General features: G+C 56.4%; 14 protein-coding genes and 4 pseudogenes. 8 read left to right on the top strand and 10 right to left on the bottom strand.

The genetic code is table 11. The features are described from left to right. Nucleotides 1-41 precede the first annotated feature (41 nt). A pseudogene (locus B4968_RS13975) lies at nt 42-237 on the bottom strand (SlyX family protein). A 124-nt stretch (nt 238-361) separates the two neighbouring features. On the opposite strand from B4968_RS13975, the gene B4968_RS13980 reads away from it, so the two are divergent. The 4 genes and pseudogenes from B4968_RS13980 (at nt 362) to hisG (ending at nt 4,719) form a co-directional block, all read left to right on the top strand. Beyond that, nucleotides 362-1,189 (top strand): crotonase/enoyl-CoA hydratase family protein, encoded by an 828-nt coding sequence (locus tag B4968_RS13980; protein ID WP_083099900.1) that lies wholly within the window; start codon nt 362-364, stop codon nt 1,187-1,189. Between the two features lie 246 nt (nt 1,190-1,435). Beyond that, nucleotides 1,436-2,939: pseudogene (gene hisS / locus B4968_RS13985) on the top strand (histidine--tRNA ligase). A gap of 3 nt (nt 2,940-2,942) precedes the next feature. Beyond that, nucleotides 2,943-4,030: pseudogene (locus B4968_RS13990) on the top strand (ATP phosphoribosyltransferase regulatory subunit). Next, nucleotides 4,027-4,719: an ATP phosphoribosyltransferase gene (hisG, locus tag B4968_RS13995; protein ID WP_083099903.1), complete on the top strand. Its 693-nt coding sequence runs from the start codon at nt 4,027-4,029 to the stop codon at nt 4,717-4,719. Before B4968_RS13990 ends, hisG begins: the two are co-directional and overlap by 4 nt. A gap of 356 nt (nt 4,720-5,075) precedes the next feature. On the opposite strand, the gene B4968_RS14005 is transcribed toward hisG, so the two are convergent. Continuing rightward, a complete protein-coding gene (locus B4968_RS14005; protein WP_083099909.1) occupies nt 5,076-5,507 on the bottom strand; it encodes a DUF1489 family protein in 432 nt (143 codons plus the stop codon). 191 nt (nt 5,508-5,698) lie between these two features. Between B4968_RS14005 and B4968_RS14010 the strand changes: the two are divergent. Together B4968_RS14010 and B4968_RS23140 are read left to right on the top strand one after the other, a co-directional pair. Beyond that, nucleotides 5,699-7,996: pseudogene (locus tag B4968_RS14010) on the top strand (adenosylcobalamin-dependent ribonucleoside-diphosphate reductase). A 403-nt stretch (nt 7,997-8,399) separates the two neighbouring features. Further along, complete coding sequence (locus B4968_RS23140; protein ID WP_139792838.1) at nt 8,400-9,062, top strand: hypothetical protein; 663 nt, start codon at nt 8,400-8,402, stop codon at nt 9,060-9,062. A 392-nt stretch (nt 9,063-9,454) separates the two neighbouring features. Here the strand turns inward: B4968_RS23140 and B4968_RS14025 are convergent, their stop codons facing one another. The 8 genes from B4968_RS14025 to B4968_RS14070 all read right to left on the bottom strand — a co-directional run bounded on the left by B4968_RS14025 (nt 9,455) and on the right by B4968_RS14070 (nt 19,160). Then, on the bottom strand, nt 9,455-10,699 hold the full coding sequence (locus B4968_RS14025; RefSeq protein WP_139792840.1) for a PAN domain-containing protein: 1,245 nt from the start codon (nt 10,697-10,699) through the stop codon (nt 9,455-9,457). A gap of 307 nt (nt 10,700-11,006) precedes the next feature. Beyond that, nucleotides 11,007-11,915 (bottom strand): HNH endonuclease family protein, encoded by a 909-nt coding sequence (locus tag B4968_RS23145; protein WP_139792842.1) that lies wholly within the window; start codon nt 11,913-11,915, stop codon nt 11,007-11,009. Further along, complete coding sequence (locus tag B4968_RS14040) at nt 11,916-13,703, bottom strand: AAA family ATPase (RefSeq protein WP_139792843.1); 1,788 nt, start codon at nt 13,701-13,703, stop codon at nt 11,916-11,918. A 699-nt stretch (nt 13,704-14,402) separates the two neighbouring features. Beyond that, nucleotides 14,403-15,413: a hypothetical protein gene (locus B4968_RS14050; RefSeq protein WP_083099931.1), complete on the bottom strand. Its 1,011-nt coding sequence runs from the start codon at nt 15,411-15,413 to the stop codon at nt 14,403-14,405. Nucleotides 15,414-15,422: 9 nt separating this feature from the next. After that, nucleotides 15,423-16,091 carry a TnsB C-terminal domain-containing protein gene (locus B4968_RS14055; RefSeq protein ID WP_083099933.1) on the bottom strand — a complete coding sequence of 223 codons (669 nt, stop codon included), beginning with the start codon at nt 16,089-16,091 and terminating at the stop codon, nt 15,423-15,425. A gap of 2 nt (nt 16,092-16,093) precedes the next feature. Next, nucleotides 16,094-16,681 (bottom strand): sugar-binding domain-containing protein, encoded by a 588-nt coding sequence (locus tag B4968_RS23670; RefSeq protein ID WP_083099935.1) that lies wholly within the window; start codon nt 16,679-16,681, stop codon nt 16,094-16,096. A 91-nt stretch (nt 16,682-16,772) separates the two neighbouring features. Then, on the bottom strand, nt 16,773-18,287 hold the full coding sequence (locus B4968_RS14065) for a sugar ABC transporter ATP-binding protein (RefSeq protein WP_083099938.1): 1,515 nt from the start codon (nt 18,285-18,287) through the stop codon (nt 16,773-16,775). Nucleotides 18,288-18,374: 87 nt separating this feature from the next. After that, on the bottom strand, nt 18,375-19,160 hold the full coding sequence (locus tag B4968_RS14070; RefSeq protein ID WP_338153275.1) for a substrate-binding domain-containing protein: 786 nt from the start codon (nt 19,158-19,160) through the stop codon (nt 18,375-18,377). 476 nt (nt 19,161-19,636) lie between these two features. Here B4968_RS14070 and B4968_RS14075 point away from each other — a divergent pair, with 476 nt between their 5' ends. Together B4968_RS14075 and B4968_RS14080 are read left to right on the top strand one after the other, a co-directional pair. Next, complete coding sequence (locus B4968_RS14075) at nt 19,637-20,353, top strand: FadR/GntR family transcriptional regulator (protein WP_083099940.1); 717 nt, start codon at nt 19,637-19,639, stop codon at nt 20,351-20,353. Nucleotides 20,354-20,415: 62 nt separating this feature from the next. Next, nucleotides 20,416-21,546 carry a sugar ABC transporter substrate-binding protein gene (locus tag B4968_RS14080; protein ID WP_083099943.1) on the top strand — a complete coding sequence of 377 codons (1,131 nt, stop codon included), beginning with the start codon at nt 20,416-20,418 and terminating at the stop codon, nt 21,544-21,546. Nucleotides 21,547-21,552 lie beyond the last annotated feature (6 nt).

Here is a 21,552-nt window from a genome sequence, read left to right on the forward strand (position 1 = left end):
GCGGGGGGCAGTTGTGGCAACTCGCCCCCACCCCTGAAAAGTCAATAATGTGGCGGGGGCTCGTCCCCCAAAGACATGCGCGCCGCCGCCGGCCTGTTCGCGCCCGGCTTCACGTTCCATCAGCATCCGCACCCGCGTGCTGAGACGGGAAATTTCGTCCTGTTGACCGGCAACGACGTCGCTCAACTCTTCGACTGTGCGGGTAAGATGGGCAATTTGTTCTTCCAAAGCTTGCATCATGTTCTCCTTGGCTGCGCCACGTGATGCCACGTCATAGGGGGCTTGCGCTTGCCGGTCTATGGGCAACAGGCGCAGGATGGTATGCGGGTGCAAAGATTGCGCCGCTATGAGGAGAGCGACGATGCGGCAGACCGAGACTTCACACCCGTTGGTGAGCGTCAGCCATGCGCAGGGGGTCACCACCATTACGATCTGCCGACCAGAGCTGCGCAACGCGGTGGATCCGGCAACAGCGCGGGCGCTCTATGCCGCCTTTATCGCGTTTGAGGCCAACCCGGAGGCGCAGGTAGCTGTGCTCACCGGCGCGGGCGGCTATTTCTGTGCAGGGTTTGATCTGAAATCCGCCGGGGCTGGCGGCTCGGATGACTGGCTTGCCAGTCTGGACATTCCCGAGGGCTGGCGAGATCCGATGCACGACCCCCGTCCCGGTCCCATGGGGCCGACGCGGTTGATGCTGTCGAAACCGGTGATCGCCGCGATTGAGGGCCCAGTGGTGGCCGGCGGCATGGAGCTTGCCGCCTGGTGTGACATGCGGGTGATGGCCGAGGGAGCGGTCGCCGGGGTCTTTTGTCGCCGCTGGGGGGTGCCTTTGATTGATGGTGGCACGGTGCGTTTGCCACAAATTTTGGGCCAGAGCCGCGCCAATGATCTGATCCTGACGGGTCGCCCGCTTGAGGCCGCCGAGGCCTATCAGTGTGGTTTTGCCAATCGGCTCTGTGCACAGGGCCGTGCAGTGTCTGTGGCGCAAGAGCTGGCACTGGATCTGACCCGCTATCCGCAGGCTTGCATGCGGGCGGATCATTTGTCCGCGCGACAAGACCCTGCTGTTTTGGCGGCCGCCCTGCGCCGGGAATGGCGCTCGGCCTCGGCCTTTCTGGCAGAGGGACGCGCCGGGGCGCAGCGCTTTGCCTCGGGGCTGGGCCGCTCGGGCGATTTCTCAAAGATCTGAGCGCGGAGTCTGCGGTATGCGCAAAGGCACAGACCCCAGCAAGATAGAGGCCCAAAGATACAGGCCAAAGGATTTGTCACATCGTCCAGTTGTCGTGGCAGTGTTACCGACAAAAGCTAGGCAAGCCTGGGACCGAGGCCGCAGTGCCCAGAGGCCGCCGCTTGTGCAACCTTGCTCACAGGGGCGGCTTGGGCTAGACCGCGCGGCGAGTAAATGAGCAAAACCCACCCGTGAGGAGGCCTTTTCATGGCCAAGATCAAGAAACAGCCCCGTCCCAAAGCCGCAACGCCCAAGGGATTTCGTGACTATTTCGGCGAAGAGGTGACACAGCGTTCTGAAATGCTGCGCACCATCGCGGCTGTCTACCATCATTACGGGTTTGAGGCGCTGGAGAGTGCTGCGGTGGAAACCGTCGAGGCGCTGGGCAAGTTTCTGCCCGATGTCGAACGCCCCAATGCCGGTGTCTTTGCCTGGCAGGAGGTTGATGAGAACGACCCCGCCAGCACCAAGGGCGACTGGATGGCGCTGCGCTATGACCTGACAGCGCCGCTGGCGCGGGTTTATGCCCAGCACCGCAACGATTTGCCGGCGCCTTATCGCCGTTATGCGATGGGGCCGGTCTGGCGCAATGAAAAGCCGGGCCCCGGCCGCTATCGCCAGTTTTATCAATGCGATGCTGACACTGTTGGTACGGCCTCAATGGCGGCTGACGCCGAGATCTGCGCCATGCTGTCGGACACGCTGGAAACCGTTGGCATTCCGCGCGGCGACTATCTGGTGCGGGTGAATAACCGCAAAGTTCTCAATTGGTGTGCTCGAGGCCATGGGCCTTGGTGAAGATGCCGTGGCGATCAAAGATAACGTGCTGCGCACCATCGACAAGTTCGACAAAATTGGCGAGGCCGGCGTGCGTGAGCTGCTGACCAAAGGGCGGCTTGACGCCACGGGCGCCTATATCGATGGGGTTGGTCTCAGCGAGGATCAGGCCGCACCGGTTCTGGCCTTCCTGACCTCGAAGGCTGCGGATGTTACGGGCACGCTGGCAAATCTGCGCGCCGCTATTGGCGACAGCAAGATCGGTGCCGATGGCATTGCCGAGCTGGAACAGATCGGTGAGCTGCTGGCCGCGGGCGGATATGGCGCTGATCGCATCGATATCGACCCGTCGGTGGTACGCGGCCTTGGCTATTATACCGGTCCGGTCTACGAGGCCGAGCTGACCTTTGAGATCCTGGACGAGAAGGGCCGCAAGCGGCAGGTCGGCTCTGTTGCGGGCGGTGGACGCTATGATGATCTGGTCAAGCGCTTTACCGGCCAGGAAGTTCCGGCCACGGGTGTCTCTATCGGGGTTGACCGTTTGCTGGCGGCCCTGCGCGAAAAGGGTCGTCTGACCACCACGCCAACAGGCCCGGTTGTGGTTACGGTGATGGACCGCGACCGTATGGCCGACTATCAGGCCATGGTGACAGAGCTGCGTAACGCAGGCCTGCGCGCCGAGGTCTATCTGGGCAATCCCAAGAACTTTGGCAACCAGCTGAAATACGCGGACAAACGCAACTCCCCGGTTGCCGTGATCGAGGGCGGAGATGAAAAAGACCGGGGCGTCATCCAGATCAAAGATCTGATCCTGGGGGCAAGGATTGCCGAAAGCGCCACTCTGGAAGAGTGGAAAGAGCGCCCCAGCCAGTTTGAAGTGCCGCGCGGCGATCTGGTCGCCAAGGTGCGCGAAATCATAGAGAGTCAGGGCTAGATCATGCAGGATCGCTCCAAAACACTGGCGCTGGCTGCAAAGCTGCGCATGACCTTTGAGGCCGCAGGCGGGCAGGTGGTGGATCCGCCTCTGCTGCAGCCGGCGGGCACTTTGCTGGATCTCTACGGCGAGGATATTCGCGCCCGCGCCTATGTCACCTCGGATGCGGTGCCGGCGAGCAGATGCTGCGCCCGGATTTCACCGTGCCGGTGGTGCAGATGCACATGCGGGAGGGCGCTGAGCCCGCGCGCTACACCTACGCCGGTGAGGTGTTTCGCCGTCAGGAACAGGATCCGGACCGCTCCAGCGAATATCTGCAGGTGGGCTATGAGGTCTTTGACCGGACGGATCCCGCGGGCGCCGATGCCGAGGTTTTTGCTTTGATTGCGTTGCAGTTGCGCGGCTTGCCGCTGCGGGCCGCGACGGGCGATATCGGTATCCTGATGGCCGCCGTCGAGGGGCTGAATACCACGACAAAGCGCAAGTCGGCCCTGATGCGTCACATCTGGCGGCCACGGCGGTTTCGCTCCTTGCTGGATCGCTATGCCGGTCGCAGCACTATTCCCGAGAGCCGTCTGAAACTGCTCTCTTCCGAGGGGGTGCTCACGGGCTCTGCCACGGTGCTGGGGAAACGCAGTGAGGCGGAGATCAACGCCCGGGTGGATCTTTTGCGCGCCGACGCGGCGGCGCCGCCAATTGCCGAGAACGAGATCTTGGCCTTGGAGGCCCTGATGGCGGTGCGGGAGACCGTGCCCTTTGCCCTGGAACAGATGCGCGATATCGCGGTGGACCTTCCGGCGATCACCCCGGCGCTTGACCGGCTTGACGCCCGGGTGGCGGCTTTGAAATCACGCGGTGTCGACATTGATACCCTTGATTTTGAGGCCTCTTACGGCCGCACGTCGATGGAGTACTATGACGGGTTTGTTTTTGGCTTTTACGCCGAAGCCCGCCCGGACCTGCCGCCCATCGCCAGCGGTGGCCGCTATGATGCGCTGACCCGGCAGCTGGGGCAGGGGGCGGAAATTCCCGCCGTGGGCGGCGTGCTGCGTCCCGATCTGATGCTGATGCTCGAGGAGGGTCAGTCATGAGCCTGAAACTGGGAGTGCCGTCCAAGGGGCGGCTGATGGAAAAAACCTTTGACTGGTTTGCCAGGCGCGGCGTGACACTGGCCCGTACCGGCTCTGAGCGCGAATATGCCGGTGCGATTGAGGGCGTCGAGGGCATGGAGCTGGTTTTGCTCTCTGCTGGTGAAATCCCGCGTGAGCTGGCAGCCGGACGTATCCACCTTGGCGTCACCGGCACCGATCTGGTGCAGGAAAAGCTGCCGCTCTGGGAGCAGCAGTTGCAGGAGCTTGAGCCTCTGGGCTTTGGGCATGCGGATCTGATTTTGGCGGTGCCGCAGTGCTGGATTGATGTGGACACGCTGGATGATCTCGACGCGGTTGCCGCCTCGTTCCGGCTGCAACACGGACACCGTTTGCGGATTGCCACCAAATACCACCGGCTGGTGCGCGAGTTTTTGACCGAGGCGGGCGTGGCCGACTATCAGCTGGTCGACAGTCAGGGCGCCACCGAGGGCACGGTAAAGAATGAAACCGCTGAAATGGTGGCGGATATTACCTCAACCGGCGAAACCCTGCGGGCCAATCACCTCAAATTGCTGTCGGACGGTCTGGTGTTGCAGAGTCAGGCGACGCTTTGGCGCAGCCGCACGGCGCAGTACTCTTCTGAAGAACGTGCCGCCCTGAAGGCGTTGACTGGCCTGATCGACGGCTAGCTCCCGCTCTGTGTGCGATGACGCATCAGAGACGTGTTGCGAAAGAGGCGCGGCTGCCAGCCTGCGCCTCTTTTTTCTTGCAGGGAGGGATGATCTGCAAAGGGAGGTGGCGGGCAACAATGCGCCACGAGACCACTGCAAGACCACTGCGCTGCGAGGGCGCGCAACCGCCCCGCGTCAGCGGGGCCGGGCCCAACGCGGAAAGGGGATCTTTGATCCCCGCCTCCGGGGCGGGAGAGCTGCCTTTTGTCCTGTGGATTGCGCCTGCTGGCTGGGACTGCGCCACGCGATGCAGCTCTCAGACCCTAGCGGGTCTGTCTTTGGTCCCTGTGTCGCCAAAGGTGTCGTGAATGGCCTTAGAGCACGCCAATTTCTGCCAGGGCCTGGGACAATTCCAGTGGCAGCGGCTCTTCCGCCTCCCGTCCCTGGGGCATATCGGTGGGACTGTCTTCGGGCTTGAGGTAGCGCCAGCCCTGAAAGGGACGTTTTGGCGCGGTGTAGGTGCGGTGCAATTCGGGGTCCAGAATGATGGCGCAGCGGCGAATACCATCCTCGCCAATAACTTCATCCATGCGTACCACCCGTTGCCGACACTGGATTAGCCCCTTGATAACCCAATAGATTGAGCCACCTTGAACGATCTCAGGTTCTCGCTTTGGCCACATGCGGGTCACATGGCGTGGCAAGCCTTCGGGCAGCCGGGCGCGGTACTGTTCCTGCCAGGCCTGCAGGCCTTCAACGCTTTCCGTGCCTACAGACAGCTTCACCAGGTTCATGTAGTTATCCACAGTTTCTCCACAGAGTCGTCCAGAGCCATGTCTTGATATAGTGTTTCGGCCGTGGCTGCTAGCAAGATATTGTGGTACACTCGGTATTTATTTCTCAAGGATCAGCAATTTCGCCGTTGAGGATATCTCACAGCCTGTAGTATCGAAGCCGCCAGTCTGCACCAATACACGATCTATTAAGGAATCACTATATGAGCCGCTTTGCTGCCCCCATCGCCGCACAGATCTGGGATATGAAATACCGTTTCAAGCGTGCCGACGGGACTCCCATCGATGTGACCGTAGAGGACAGCTGGCGCCGCATTGCCCGTGATCTCGCCCGTGCAGAAGACAAGCCCGCCGTCTGGGAAGAGAAATTCTACCAGGCGCTGGAAGATTTCAAGTATCTTCCCGCAGGCCGCATTACCGCAGGGGCTGGCACTGCCCGCCAGGTTACGCTGTTCAACTGCTTTGTCATGGGCACAGTGCCCGACAGCATGTCCGGCATCTTTGACATGCTGAAGGAGGCTGCATTGACCATGCAGCAGGGCGGCGGGATCGGCTATGATTTCTCCACCATTCGTCCGCGCGGCGCAGATGTCAAAGGTGTGGCTGCAGACGCGTCCGGGCCGCTCTCCTTTATGGATGTCTGGGACGCCATGTGCCGCACCATCATGTCCGCAGGCTCGCGTCGTGGCGCAATGATGGCGACCATGCGCTGTGATCACCCTGATGTCGAAGACTTTATCAGCGCCAAATCCGATTCCGCCCGTCTGCGCATGTTCAACATGTCGGTGCTGATCACCGACGCTTTTATGGAGGCGGTCAAGGCGGACGGCCCCTGGGAGCTGCAGTTCGACGGCAAGATCTACCACACGGTGCAGGCGCGTGATCTGTTGGAACAAGATCATGCAGGCCACCTATGAGTTTGCCGAGCCCGGCGTGATCTTTATCGACCGCATCAACAAGGCCAACAACCTCAGCTATATCGAGAACATCTGCGCCACCAACCCCTGTGGTGAGCAGCCGCTGCCGCCCTATGGTGCCTGCCTGCTTGGCTCGATCAACATGGCGCGTCTGGTTTCAAACCCGTTTGAGGCCAATGCCGAGCTGAACCAGGACGCGATGCAAGAGCTGGTCGCCACAGCCGTGCGCATGATGGACAATGTGGTGGATGTGTCCAAGTTTCCGCTGGAAGCGCAGGCGGCTGAGGCCAAGGCCAAGCGCCGTATCGGCCTGGGGGTCACCGGTCTGGCCGATGCCCTTTTGATGCTGGGTCTGGAATATGGCTCGGACGCGGCGGCGCGTCAAACCGACCGCTGGCTGCACGCGATCGCCCGCGCCGCCTATCTGGCGTCGGTGGATCTGGCAAAGGAAAAAGGCCCTTTCCGCTGTTCGATGCCGAAGCCTATCTGGCCTCGGGCAATATGATGAACATGGACGAAGATGTGCGTGACGCCATCCGCGAGCATGGTATCCGCAACGCGCTGCTGACCTCAATCGCGCCCACAGGCACCATCAGCCTCTATGCGGGCAACGTATCATCAGGCATCGAGCCGGTCTTTGCCTATGCCTATACGCGCAAGGTGCTGCAAAAAGACGGCAGCCGCACCGAAGAAGAAGTGGTCGACTACGCGGTGCAGATGTGGCGCGATAAATTTGGCGACAAGGCGCTGCCGGACTATTTTGTCAACGCCCAGACCCTGCCGCCCTCGGCGCATGTAAAGATGCAGGCCGCTGCACAGAAATGGATCGACAGCTCGATCTCCAAAACCATCAACTGCCCGGAAGACATCTCGTTTGATGACTTCAAGGATGTCTACATGCAGGCCTGGGATCAGGGCTGCAAGGGCTGCACCACCTATCGCCCCAATGATGTGACCGGATCGGTTCTGTCGGTCTCTGAAAGCGCCGATACCGCACCTGGTGAGACAGCAAGCGCGCCGCATGAAAGCGACATGGGCGCGAATGGCGCCGAAGTTGTCTATATGTCCGAGCCGCTGGACCGTCCACAAAGCCTGGAAGGCCATACCTACAAGCTGAAATGGCCAGATTCTGAGCACGCAATCTATCTGACTATTAATGACATAATCATCAGCGACCACCGTCGCCCCTTTGAGGTCTTCATCAACTCTAAAAACATGGAACACTACGCCTGGACGCTGGCGTTGACCCGCATGATATCGGCTGTGTTCCGTCGTGGCGGCGATGTTTCCTTTGTGGTCGAGGAGCTGAAAGCGGTCTTTGATCCACGAGGCGGTGCTTGGGTGCAGGGCAAATACATACCCTCTATTTTGGCTGCCATTGGTGGCGTGATCGAGACTCATATGGTCAAGACGGGCTTTCTGGAAGGGGAGGGGATGGCATTGAAATCCGACCCCAAAGCTGACGTGGTTGCCCTGAATGTTCCCCGCGGCAAGGCATGCCCTAGTTGTGGTCAGTTTGACATGCAGATGATTGAAGGTTGCATGACTTGCCGCAGCTGCGGCCATTCCAAATGTGGCGGGTGAGATACTAAGCCCTTTTGTTGTCTTTGCGGGGATAGTTATGCCAAAACCCCCAGTTTTGTTTGCCACGAAACGGGATTAGTTTTGCCATAGGCATCTAACGTACTGAATTATAATGGTTTTGGTTGAATGTGAAATTTTGGCCAAAACAGACCCAAAAGCGTGAACTGGCGGCGCAAAAGACATAAGGCATCAAGAATATTGCCGTGTCATTGCATCGCACACTGAGGCGACTGGGGTAAAGAGCCACAAATTTTGTGGCGTCGATACACTATATAACTCCATCCGCAGCCCTCTCACCTGATTTCCAGATCTTGCGCGGGCCCCCTTGGGAGGCCGCGAAGATCCGGAAACTCTGGTGAGGCCGAACCAAAACAAACATCAACAAATGCCAGACCGATAGACAATGCTGCTGCTACAGCGTGTCTGGCCAGATTGCCCTTTGAAGGGAGGATACAGGCTTCTTGAGCTGCCGATTGGCGCAGCATTTTTCGGGATGACACCGATGACTTTCTACAGAACCTTCTCTACCAAACAGCCTTGCGCTAACCTCGTGCATGTCCGCCGGTTTCTCCGGGATCATGGGACCGCTTTGGCTCTGGCTGCGCACAGGCTTGGTGGCCCAGCGGCCAGTGCCCGCGTGTTCCTGCTCTGTGAAGCTGTCCGGCACACGCGGCGGTTAACACAGGCTCAAAGCAGCCAACTTGTGGACTTTCACCAGTTGCTGACGCTGGAGCACGTCAGCGATCCGGACCGTATTGAGTGCGATCTCTTTGCTCAGATTAATCCTACTTCTAAATTTGTCGATGAGTGCTGTGTGTTGTCCGAAAAGCTCGAATCCTTGTTGCGGCAGATCGCTGAGAATGAACCCACAAGTGACATTCTTTGCCAACCGCTGCAGTCGCTCGCACAAGTGAAGATTATCGAAACTAAATCAATTACTTGCAGGTGGCCCGCAACCAGTCACAGAAATTGCACTGCATTTGCAAATTTTTGTTTTTTCCGGTTCTGGCACCTGCAAACGAGCCGCATTCTGGCTTCAACGACAACATTGGCCAGTTTCCAGTAGCGCGAAGAAAAAAATTTGGCGGGACTGATTTTTATCTCACGGCACGTGTACTGGTGAGAAGAGTACTGGTTTGTTGGCTCTGCAAAAGGCCCTCCAAATACCACAACAACATCCATTGCGGATTTCAAGCCTCAATTGACCAAGCGATGACTCGCAAACATCGGGTTCTGCAAGGAAGAGTAGCAGCCCGGGGGCTACGTAACCAACGGCCCGTTCCCGAAATTGGCGATGCCTTAAAGCTCTGCGGTGCCGCGACCTGAAAGCGGTCATGTGGAAGCGATGCGGGCGTTTCCGCCAATCGTTTCGTCGTTGCCTCGATTTCCTGCGTGGCACTGTCCCTTGGCGCACTCGTGCGCTGCGGGATTTTCCTGGATCAAAGCCATTCCCGCGAGCTATCTCTTGAACGCGCTAATCACCCCCGCTGTAGGCCGTTGGCGCTCGACGCCAGATTTGGGCCAGCACCATGATCTGTTTTGAACGTATGACACAGCGTTGCACTGCTCAGATTTCATGCAAATGGCCTTGCACTGTGCAAAGCTGACATCGCGTATGCCGTCAGTCGTAAGATCTGCCCCTGGGTAGTCTGTGGCGTGCTGATCGATCATTGGCCGGACCGCGATCTGGTTCTGCATCGGGCAACTGCGGATCAATTCGTTCAGCAGTCCGTCTCGGATGATCTGCTGGAATCCGAAGAACAAATCTCCGCCCGACGAGACAATCCTCGCGCCGAATTTCTCGGCTCTCATCGCGGCCTGTGCAATGCTGGAGGGCATATCAAATAAGACTTTGCCGCGCATATCTGACCGGTCGATGACCTCCCAGCGGTCTCCTGGGTACCATGCATCATCGATCCCCAGATCGAATGTGCCGTAGGCTGCGAGTTCAGGCTCATGCAGATCCGCCACTCCCGCAACCCCGGTTTTCGTGCAGAAAAGTGTCAGGAAACTGTCTCCGGTGATCGCAACCTGCTTCATGCGCAGTGCAACCTTGCCGTTCAGGTTGATGTAGGAGGCTTGCTCGTCGTAGATGCCGTTGGTGACGACGCGCCATTTTTCCAAATCAATCCGCGATACCCAGAGTATGTCATTGTGATCGATTAGGGACACCGTCTCAAACAGATCCGGTTCCACCCGGTGGCTCCGGATGTATTCGGAGAGAATTCCAGAGACCGCTTGACCGATTGCAGCACCTTCATTGCCATCAAGATCCGTTTCCGTGAAGCCGAACCGATGGACACCGATACGCGCATCGTTCGAGATATAGCGGTAATCGGCAGCAATATACGCGTATACGCAGGCGCTTGCACATATCGCATCCGGCATATCTGAAGCGCCCACCTGAGCGGAAACGATTGCAGGGATGTCGGCGATGTAGTCGCCCATCCTGAGGCTTTCCATCAGAGAACCGCCAGGGCTGTCAAACATAAAGAGGACGTCCCTGACATCTGAAACATCAGCTCCTTCGATCGTATTCTTCAGCTTCTCGGTGTCGCCTGTCTGGATTTCGCCAGTGGCCGTGATGTGCAGGGTTGGCGGTCGGATGGGCCGTAGATCAAGCCTCTCTATTGAGAACTCCATGGCCCACGAAGAAACCGGCGCGATCAGGCTAACGCAGAAAATTATTAGGCGAAAGTACATCGGGTCCCTTTTCGAGAGTGGGAGAGGCCATGGGAGCCTGTGAGGAATGTCATGACACTTCAAGAACATTTGTAGAAATATGGTTATGGGCCCATCGGCTGACGTGAGCGACGAGAAGTTAATATCGGCCCGCAGAATATATTCGCAGCTTGGACGCATGCCGCGCTGCAGCTTTCTCATTGCTGCTACTCATGCAATGCGTGGCATTTAGACAGTTTGGCCGTTAGTCTTTGGAAAGACTACACTTCGAGACGGACTTCAAGTTGAAGCAACCTCCTGATGGGTAGGATCGAGTTGGCGCCAACATCTAATACAAGAGTTGCGCCAATTCATTTTCGAATGCGTCGAGATGCGCGCTGAGCATAGTCGAGAACGCGTGCTTTGGGTCTTCATACCGTTTGCGTAAAGCGACAATGTGCTCTGTTAAACGGTTAATCAATTGCGCGCGCCGTTCACCATCCGCAGCCATCGCGTCCTCGGCATTCATCCGCAGGAGTTGCAAGTGAAGATCCAAGTCCTGCCTCATCTCAAGGCGAGCCTGGACAAGACCAATCCTGTTTAGAGCATAAATGTCGATCGACATTTCTGCACAAGGATAGTCTGATTGCATACCTTGCGGCGATGCCAGCACCACTGAAATCTCTGCGTTCGGCCAGACAAAAAACTGACTTGGATCTGTCCTCGTAGGGTCGATAAGGAGCGGCTTTTCAAGTTGTTCCAAATCTTCATTAGGCTCGGCCCATACTTCGTCAAACGTTGGGAACGCATTCTGTTTCCCACCGGGCTCAGCATTATCAAGATTGGCGTGCGCCACTTCCAGTTCGTCAGGAGACATGTCGTAATCAGCAGACACTTGGCGGCGTCGACGATTGCAATCGATACAAGAAGGCAAAAGGTTCGTCCAAGACGCAGCCAGCCACCAATAGCCACGATGCCCTGGAACTTCCTCGATCCCTCCTTTGGGACGATAGTGTTCAACGTCAACGGGCTGACTGCCTTCATATCGGATTTCGCAGTAAGCACATTTGCCATGGAAAAGGGTTCGCAAAGCGTCTTTCACGTCGTCGTTCTTATAAGCTTTGAAACTGTAAGAATTCTTGGGTTCCGGAACTTGTGCATAGTGTGCTTCCGCTCGAACGCGCTCGCGCGCGCCATCAGAGGCGTCAACAGCCAGACTTGCCGGCTCACCAACCAGAGATCTGTCCACGTAGCGCATCTACTCCTCCAACGGCTGTCGCAAAGCGCGTAGCATAGCTTCGACCACCTCCAGCCGCGCACTGCTCCGTTCGACCAATGAAAGATCGTGCCGTTCTTTTAAGAAGCGCTCAAGGGCCTCCTGGGCGAGTTGGTCCGCAGCCGTCTCGCCGAGCACCAGCGTTTCGCGCAGTGTGGCACCCAGACGCGTGGTGCGTTCATCCGCATCTTGGTCACCTGCCCGTGCACGTGAAAGCGCAGCCACATAGGCTGTGAGCTGAGCTTCTGTCTCCGGATCGGCTGTGCTGTTTAACCCAAAGTAGTCGGACGTGAGAATCTGCTCGACCCTCATGCCGCTGATGTCGGGCAGATCCGTCAGCTTATAGATATGCTGGTTTCTGTCTTTGGCGAGTACGACGACCTCGCCTTGCTCCATACCACGTAGGCAGAGCGGGTCGTGAGTCGTCGCTATGAATGTCACCCTCGGCATAGCCTTCCGGAGCGCCCTCATGACCCGCATTTTCCAGCGGGGGTGAAGGTGGGTCTCAATTTCGTCTATGAGGACCACGCCACGCGCGTCCTCCAGATCCGGTTGCGTATGTAGGAGTTCTCGCATCATGTCGACAGACATGGCGAAGAGCGACCGGTACCCTTCACTTAGCCGCCTGACAGGCTCAAGATGGCCCCGCACCGAGACACAGACCCCCATGGCCTCGTCGAGAACCAATTCATCACCATCCCGCAACGCCAGAATTTCACGCAACCCACGCGCGACTGCTTTGAAGCGAATTTCATCATCTTTTGCGATGTCTCTTAGCCACGACGTAGGATCAGCCAAGGGCACAGCTGGACGGAACAAGCTCTCGATACGTGCGGATCGCTTGTGATGCCATTTAGTTTTGACATCCGAAAATCGTCTCGGACCGTAAGCGATGACCACCCCAACCGCGGACCGCCCACCTTCCAGTTGCCTACGCAAAGGATCGATCTTCAAAACTGCGGAGTTGGACCGATCGTAGAAACTGAGCTCGACGGTTGCGGTGTCCGGCTCAACTAACTCCTGACGTTCGCGCCCCTTCCGCCGCAAGAGATCTTCTGCTGGGACCATGCCGTCGGCGTCCGATTCTCCCAGCAGCGACAAGGCGATAGCTTCAAGGACTGTTGTCTTTCCGACAGCGTTCTCGCCGAGCAACATGAGCGCCCCCGCAGAACCCTTCCCTGGACGCAACGCGGGCATCTTTATCGTTAACTCGTCGATGCCCTTGAAATCGGATATCTTGATCTCACGTATTAAGGTCTGGCGCGCAGGTTCCGCGATAAACTCAGTATCGCGTAAAAAACGCTGCCTCGTGGAGGGATCGGGCAGGCTCACGGGAACGACAGCCCTCTCGGCTCTACCTTCTTCATAGAGTAGCCCTTCAATAGCCCTATTGAGAGTGGCTGCCTCAACATTCTGTAAGGAGGCCAACACGCCACCGAACACCGGCCCATTCCTGCTCCAGTTCGGGCGACGTCCCGTTAGCTCCTCAATGATCAACGCAACGTATTGAACCTTCGCACCGGAATATGGTGCGTCTTGCGAGATCGCCGCTTTCAACTTATCGCCGTCAACGCCGTTTCGGAACGTAAAATTCAAGTGTTCAATTGCTTCGTGACGGTCCCAGACAAGAGTATCACGGTTCAAGTCGAACAAGTCGATGGTGGCATGTCCATGCCCGGATCGCGACGCATAGGAGCCGTCCGGCCTGATCCGGATATGCAGGCGCGGATTGTCGTGGCAGGGGTCGAGAAGCGCTGGCCTTTCGGACAATCTCGTCTCGTTGACCGTCGCGAACGGCCTGCCGCGTTGACCGTCTACGGGGAAGCGAGCACCCTTTAGCGAGTTGCACGCCGGGCACACGAGGTAGAGGTTCTCCCAGTCATACGTCAGCCAAGCGTAATGACCATAATCGATCAGTCTCTCGTCTGAGACGCGTATCGGGCGAAAGTCTGATCGATCCCCGCCTCGCCGAGGGAAACGTTAGTCTCACAGTAGGCGCATTTTTCAAAGAACAGACCTCCTAACGCCTTTCGAACAGCGTCGTTGAATACGAGGTTTTCCTCAAATGGACTGCGTCGTTGCCCGCGTTCGTCTTGTGGTCTGTCGAGGTACCGGTGGACGTCGCGAACCGCCCGGCGCACATCTTCTGAAACGAGTGCATTCGGGATGGAGGTACTGTTTCTCTCGACAAAACGCATCTGTAGCTCCAGAATTCAAAGACCGACATCATGGAGAATGTCAGCTTCGAGATGCTTGGGCAAACCCATAAGTTCGTTTATCCCGTTTCAGAAAACAACGCTGAGTAGGCGTGTTCGTTCTCTCGCCGAAAGTCTATAAAATTCAAGAAAATTCCTCTACACTGTCACGCATGAAAGTGACTGGCGAGCTGCCTCAAATAAATCGTGCGCGATTTGCATTCTGGCTTTTACCGACTGTCGAAATGCAGGCAGATTATTGACGAATGGAGATTCAACCCACCTTGTTCCAACGACCATTGAAAAAAATGAAGTAGGACGCAGGAACCTTAGAGTCCCCTGCAATTTGGTCAGGTGGAAGAAATCCAACAGTTTTTTCGAATTTACCAAACGGCGCTATGTGCTTTGAGGCAAGATGGATCATCAACACCTCAAAGATATCCAAAATCTGACCCGCGACTTGCGGCAAGAACGAGCTCACCTCCATTTTTGGTTGGGGAGTCGCTGCATGCACCACCTCCACTGTGGGGGTCGTCAACGTGCCAACAGCGGTAATGGCAAAATCCTCAATAACAACACGCTGGGCGCCCTTGGGATGCTCAACACAATTTCGCAAATTCCGGATGAAAACCATAAAGGGTGTCATTGAACCCACAAATTTCGAAAACTCATCTGTGGCACCGTAGAGTTGCTGGATCTCCGTCTCGAAGCCATTCCACATCTTTTCCCTATGACCGTAAAATTGCTGGGTAAAGGCGAAGATAGCTTGAGTGGCATGTTCGATCTTCTGTACGAAAGTCTTGAGACTTTCATTGAGGCCTTCGACTGATGGCAGCGCCAAGGACCGCTGTTTTGGCTGCTGGAATGCGGAAAGCGCCCTTTCTTGCTCAGTAATCAGATCGCGTTCGATTGTCTGTGCAGCCAAGAGTTCTTTCATCACCACAATCGAAAGGTCCATGACACGCTTCAAGTCAATTTCACCGTCGAATTGATTGGAATTGAACAAGACGTTTACAGTCAGAAAGCTTCGCGCAACGGTTTCAGACTCTGAACCCTGACTAACAATTTTTTGATATCCATTGGGGATGTTTGAGTTTGTTCGCTCAGGGTCGATCTCGTCGGCTAAGAATGTCCTGTAAATCGCGCATTTCTTGATGATGTACATGTCTATGTTTGCAACGCTTACCATCCCAGAGATGGGGCCGTCATTTTCATCTCCGACCTGCATGGACAACGCGCCATCTCGTATCTTGCCGATACGTATTTTCTCTTCTTCATTCGACATGCGGATTACCTACCATTTTTCGACAGTATGCAAAGGTCGATATTGATAGAAAGAGGGTTGCGCTGCGAACTTCTGTTCTCCAGATGCTCTGACGACTGCCGATCGATCGTAGCAGAGATGATCCTCTGCACGTACCTGGATGGCCGCTCCGGATAGGTCCCACAGTGAGTTTGCGCGTGGGGCGACCCCCATGAGCACAACACCTTCTTGCGAGACCTTGCGCTCAAAACGCTTGCCGAAGGCCAGCCGCTTGGATGCGCTGTCCGGCAGAGCGCTCAGGGGGAAGTTGCCGTCTTCCATGTCTTCATTCCATTGCTTCAAAGGCGTGCGGCCACCAAGGCTACTGTGCGGGGAGTTATGGTAGATATCGACAACCCAGCGAACCAAAACAAAGGCAACATCCTCGGCGTCCAGGCAAGCCCTGCCTTCCGACTTATAATCGCCGCGTTCGATTGAGTTCGAGAATGTGCGACCAACCAAGCGGGGCATCAAGTCAGTACTCAAAGTACCGAAAATCCGCTCCCCTGTGCCGCGCATACCGGGCACACCCGCATGTGTCCGCAAGGCCTGGATGCGCAGATCGAGGCAGCAATTTGTAAACGCTTCCGATTGGAAAGCCGGGCCGTTGTCCGTCACTAATGCCTCCGGCTTTCCGCAGTGAGAACATCGAACGCACATTCCTAATACGAGCCGTTTACGGGCCTCAGAGACGGCCTCCGGTCAAGCGCCACCAAACGGTTGTTGAGCGGGTAGTCAGCCACGGCCCCGTCATCACGGATGAGATGCGCCAAGAGCTCTGCCACAACGCCGGAGCTGGCCAGCATTTTGCGATCTGCTTCGGGCACAGGATTCAGGTCGTAATAGCTGGATCCGGCAGCCTGGATGGATCCGATGCCCAACAGGGCAATATCCGCCTTGCGCGCAATGTCGAACACATCGCGCACCGACCCCACACGGGTTACGAAATACCCCATGACCGCACCAATGCCGGTACAGACCGCGATGGCAATTGCCGAGGCAACCCAGGGGTCTATCCCTGCCAGAAAAAGCCATCCTGCGACCACCGTGGACAGCGCTGTGACCGAGCCGACAGACAAGTCAATTTCGCCTGAGATCAGCAAGATGGTCATGCCGATCACCACAATTCCCTCAATCGCGAAGGCCATAACCATGGCCCGCATATTGACCCATGTCAGGAAATACGGCGAGGCAAAGGTCATCACGATGAACAACACCAAAATGATCGCAATCAGTCCAGTTTCGCGCAAGCGCAGAACGCGTCCTAATATGCCCCGCGTTTCTTGAGTATCTGTTTGTGCCAAAGTCGAGTTGTTCACCGCAATAGTCCCCTATTCGTCGTCATGCTGCAGGAGCATCAGTGACTGATGCCAGTTGCATAATGTTTTCTTCTGTCATGGTCGCACCCCTGACGTCGCCGCTGATGCGGCCCTCGCGCACGACCATCACACGGTCACACAGCCCGATCAGTTCCGGCAGTTCGGACGAGATAACAACAATCCCAACTCCGCTTGATGCCAGTTCGCGCAGAATGCGATGGATCTCGACCTTTGCCCCGACATCGACACCGCGGGTCGGCTCATCAAGAATGATAAGTTTCGGGTCAACCGACAGCATCTTTGCGATTGCCACCTTCTGTTGATTGCCGCCCGGAAGGGACGAGATCGGGTCAGACAGGCGCCCGTATTTGAGGTTCAGTTTCCGGCCCAGTGAACCCGCCTGATCGTCTTCTGCAGTGCCACTTAGGATACCGGTTCGCGACGAGACCTGTGACAGATTTAAAGCTGACACATTGGCCGAGATCGCCATGTCGAGAAAAATGCCATCGCCTTTTCTGTCTTCAGAAAGGTAGACGACGCCGCAGTCAATGCACTCTTGGTAATCTTTGGGTGCCAGCGGTTGCCCGTTGAGAAAAGTCTCCCCCGACACGTCGCATTCAAGACGGCAGACACCTTTGACAATCTCGCTGCGGCCAGAGCCGATCAGGCCGCCAATTCCGAGTATCTCGCCGCGTTCCAGCTGAAAGCTGACATCGTGAAAACGGTTTCCGTCTGTCAGTTGCCGGACGTCGAGGATCACCTCGTCGGATCTGTCCACCTCTGAGAGCTTATCGGGATAGAGGTCGTCAATGACGCGGCCAACCATGGCATTCACCACGTCTCCGGGCCCGATATCCGCAACATTCTGTGTGGTGATATGCTGCCCGTCGCGGAGCACCGTGACGCGATCACAATTGTCAAATATCTCAACCATCCGGTGGGAGATATAGATGATTGAAATGCCCCGATCTGCCAGATCCCGCATGATGCCAAACAGGATTTGCGCCTCTTTCTCAGTCAGCGCCGCTGTTGGCTCATCAAGGATCAAGACGCGGCAATCCAGGGTCAATGCCTTGGCAATTTCAATGAGTTGTTGGTTGGAAATGGACAGATCGCGCACCATGGTCGCGGGTGAGATTGCGCAGAGTCGCCCCAGAACCTCGGCGGCTTTGTCGTGTAGGCCGCGATAGTCCATCGTGAAGGTCCGGCTGACATTGGTCGCGGACATAAAGATGTTCTCGGCGACACTCACATCAGGGCACAGCGCGATTTCCTGGTGCACAAATCCGATGCCAAGCTGCTGCGCGCGTGTCGGCGAGGTGATTTTCTGTGGCACCCCGTCGATGAGGATTTCGCCGCTGTCTGGCTGCAAAATCCCGTCAATGATATTCATGAGGGTCGATTTGCCAGCACCGTTTTCCCCGGCCAGGGCGTGAATTTCGCCTTTGCGCAGGTCAAAATTCACCTCAGTCAGCGCGCGGACCGGCCCAAAGGATTTTGAGACCCTGGCAATTTTCAGAAGTAAGTCATCTGTCATCGGTCTGGTGCCATAACTAGGTTGCAAGGGGGCGGTGTGTCGCCGAAAATTCAGATCTCCGGCGACACATAAGGCGGCGTGATCCGGTTAGCTCGGGTCACGGCCTTCCATGTAGCTGTTCAGATCAAAGCTATCGGCGTTTTCCTGCGTGATCACGGCAAAGCCATTGTCCACATAGGGGATCCGCATGGGATTAAAGCCCGAGACCTTGTAGTCATTGAACGGATCAAACACGTCGCTGTGCGCTGCAAAAAACACCGACAAGAAGCCCATGAATCCCTGCATGCCCTGATTTGGGTTCAAAGCCATATGGATGTTGCCAGCCTTGATGTGTTCGAGGGTTGCCGGGGTCACGTCTGCATGCATGATCAGAACCTCGGCTTTTGCTTCCAGGATGGCAGCAACGGCGCCTTCGGCAGAGCCTGCTTCGGGGATCCAGATGGCGCCAAGATTGGGGTTGGCCTGAACGATAGAGGCGGTCGCACGATAGGCGGGATTGCGGTCCTGATTGGTCGCCTGACGGCCAACCAGCTTCATGTTTGGATAGTGGTCCTCCATATAGGAAATCAGGGCCGTTACACGCAGGGCGTGATTGGACTGGCCCGGGTTTTCCAGCACTGCATATTCGGCACTGTCACCGATCTGGCTGACGGTCTCGTCTGCCGCGAACTTGGCCTCGGCCAGATTGTCCGAGGTGATATGGGCCGTGCGGTTTGAGTTCGGAGAGTCTGCCGCAAAGGTGGTGATCTCTGTGCCGTTTTCGATCGCACGGTTGATGGGCTCAATAAACGGATCAGACTGCATCGGGTGCAACAAAATGCCGGCGGGGGCCTTTACAAGATCCTGCTCAAACGACGCGATCTGTTTGGTGATGTCTTAATCAGGTGTCCCCGAAAAGACCGTCTCACAGCCAAACGCTTTGGCCGCCTGTTTAAAGCCCTGATAGACAGGGACCCAATAGGGGTGGCTGGCAACCATCACGTTCATAATGGATTTCTCGCCCGGCTCACAGGCGATGAAAATTGCACGACAGACCCCCGCAAGTGCAAGAAAAATCGTGCGCTGAAATTCCTCCCAGTCACGCTACTGATGGGCACGGCTTCAGATTCGTCAACAGGATATGGGATAATTTTCCAGTACTGAAATTTTTTTCAATCCTTGGGGGTGTCATCCTGTTGGGTGCCTATTTGTTGGTTTAATGGGGCGAAATATCAACCAATTAGGCGAGATGTCGCATATTATTCACTTATTTGTTGGACAATATGGGCGGGTTGGTATTAGGGTTGCATCAGATTGACAGGACGCATGCCGTGAGGCTGCCGCTATTTGTCGGACAATAAACGGAAAACATGATGACCCTTATTGGCACTCTAAAAACGGATAAAGGCGGCTCGGCTGTGGATCAGGTCGTCTCTCAGATGCGCCAGCTTATCGGCGAGAAGGGCCTGACGGTTGGCGACCAGCTTCCGACTGAAAAGGAGCTCTGTGAAACCTTTGGCGCCTCGCGCAATACGGTGCGTGAAGCCATGCGCATTCTGAAAACCTACGGGGTGGTTGAGGTGCGTCCTAAGGTGGGGGCAACGATTGTTGATAACCGGATGTCGTCGGCTATCGAGATGTTTTCCTTCAATGTCATGGATATTTCGCTTGAGACATTCTCTGACATCCAGGGATTTCGCGGCCTGCTTGAGGTGTCGTCGGTTGAGACCATTCTCGACCAGATCACGGCTGAGGATATCGCCGATCTGCGCCGGATCAACGACAAGCTGAGAGATCCCAGTGAGATTGAAGTCGCCGCAGAATATGATTTTGAGTTCCACACCCGTCTTGTGAGCGTCCTGCGCAATAAGGCTATCCTGGACATTTATGGCCTGATGAAGCCGGTGATCCTGCGGATCATGCTGAATGGCAAAACCCGCGATACCTTTAAGACGGCGACCTTTGAAGAGCATCAGGGCGTCATTGAGGCGTTGGAGGCGCGTGATCGCCTTGCCTATCAGTATCGTCTGAAAACGCACCTAGAGACAGGCTCGGCGAATTTCAGCATGAAGGATGCTGCATCGTAAAAACAACTGAATTTTAAATGCCCGAAAAGAGGCGGCAGATTTAAATTTCCAGGGAGGGAAAAATGAAGAAAGCAATCACAACACTGACGGTCGGGGCGGCTATGATGGCGCAGACGGCCTTTGCCGGGCCTAATTTGGTCGAAGGCCCAGGCGTAAATCCCGGATGCTTTGCGCCATGGGACGCAACAACAAATTTCATGCAGTGGGACAAACGCGAAGGTCCGTTCCGGATTGCCGTGGTGAATGGATTTGTTGGCAACACCTGGCGTATTCAGATGATCAAAACGGCAAAAGCCTTTGCCAATGATCCGTCGATTGCCAGCCAAATTGCAGAGTTCAAGGTTGTTTCGACCGGCACAGACGCGCCTGCACAGCTGGGGGCGATCGAGGATTTTATCAACCAGGGCTATGATGCGATCATTACCATCGCCGTCAGCCCTGATGGGTTTGACCGGGTCATTCGCCTGGCCGACCGCAATGATGTTGTTCTGGTGCCGTTCGACAACGTTCTGGACACCACCAAGGTCATGCAGGTCAACGAAGACCAGCTTGCTATGGGGCGGATGTATTCTGAGTTTGTGCTGGAACAGCTAGCGGCCAAAGGCGTGACAGGTGGCAAGGTTCTTGAGGTCCGTGGCCTGCCGGGCAATTCAGTCGACCGCGACCGTTCAATTGGTATCAACGAGGTCTTTGCGGCCGATGGTGGCGATTGGGAAATGGTCTCTGTGGTTGGCATGTGGGACGATGGCACCACACAGAAAGTCGTCGCCGATGCAATCGCGGTTCACGGTGAATTCGCGGCCATCGTTGCGCAGGGTGGCTCGAACGGGATGGTTCAGGCCGTTCAGGACAGTGGTCATCCCTGGGTGCCGGTTTCTGGCGAGTCCGAAAACGGCTACCGCAAGGCCCTGGCGCAATATTCCGGTGACGGCCTGAAAGGGATTTCCATCGGCCAGTCCCCTGGCCTTGTGGCCATTGCGATGAAGGCGGCGGTTTCAGCCCTAGAAGGCAACGTGATGCCCCAGCTGATTTCGGTGCCGCTGCCCGTGGCGACCTATGACGAGTTGGAAGACGGCAAAAACTTCTGGAGCGATCTTCCCGATAACTTCTTTACTGTCAATGAGTTCCCTCCTTGTGATGTGAATATCTCCGGCCCTGCCATCATGGCGCAGGATGAAGCGGACGTGAACTAAACCGAT

Source organism: Pseudophaeobacter leonis (assembly GCF_002087335.1).
GTDB lineage: Bacteria > Pseudomonadota > Alphaproteobacteria > Rhodobacterales > Rhodobacteraceae > Pseudophaeobacter > Pseudophaeobacter leonis.

Coding starts and splice junctions, on each gene's coding strand:
- B4968_RS13980 (WP_083099900.1), top strand. CDS start 362: ATGCGGCAGACCGAGACTTCACACCCGTTGGTGAGCGTCAGCCATGCG.
- hisG (WP_083099903.1), top strand. CDS start 4,027: ATGAGCCTGAAACTGGGAGTGCCGTCCAAGGGGCGGCTGATGGAAAAA.
- B4968_RS23140 (WP_139792838.1), top strand. CDS start 8,400: ATGCTGCTGCTACAGCGTGTCTGGCCAGATTGCCCTTTGAAGGGAGGA.
- B4968_RS14025 (WP_139792840.1), bottom strand. CDS start 10,699: ATGTACTTTCGCCTAATAATTTTCTGCGTTAGCCTGATCGCGCCGGTT.
- B4968_RS23145 (WP_139792842.1), bottom strand. CDS start 11,915: ATGCGCTACGTGGACAGATCTCTGGTTGGTGAGCCGGCAAGTCTGGCT.
- B4968_RS14050 (WP_083099931.1), bottom strand. CDS start 15,413: ATGTCGAATGAAGAAGAGAAAATACGTATCGGCAAGATACGAGATGGC.
- B4968_RS14055 (WP_083099933.1), bottom strand. CDS start 16,091: ATGTGCGTTCGATGTTCTCACTGCGGAAAGCCGGAGGCATTAGTGACG.
- B4968_RS14065 (WP_083099938.1), bottom strand. CDS start 18,287: ATGACAGATGACTTACTTCTGAAAATTGCCAGGGTCTCAAAATCCTTT.
- B4968_RS14075 (WP_083099940.1), top strand. CDS start 19,637: ATGATGACCCTTATTGGCACTCTAAAAACGGATAAAGGCGGCTCGGCT.
- B4968_RS14080 (WP_083099943.1), top strand. CDS start 20,416: ATGAAGAAAGCAATCACAACACTGACGGTCGGGGCGGCTATGATGGCG.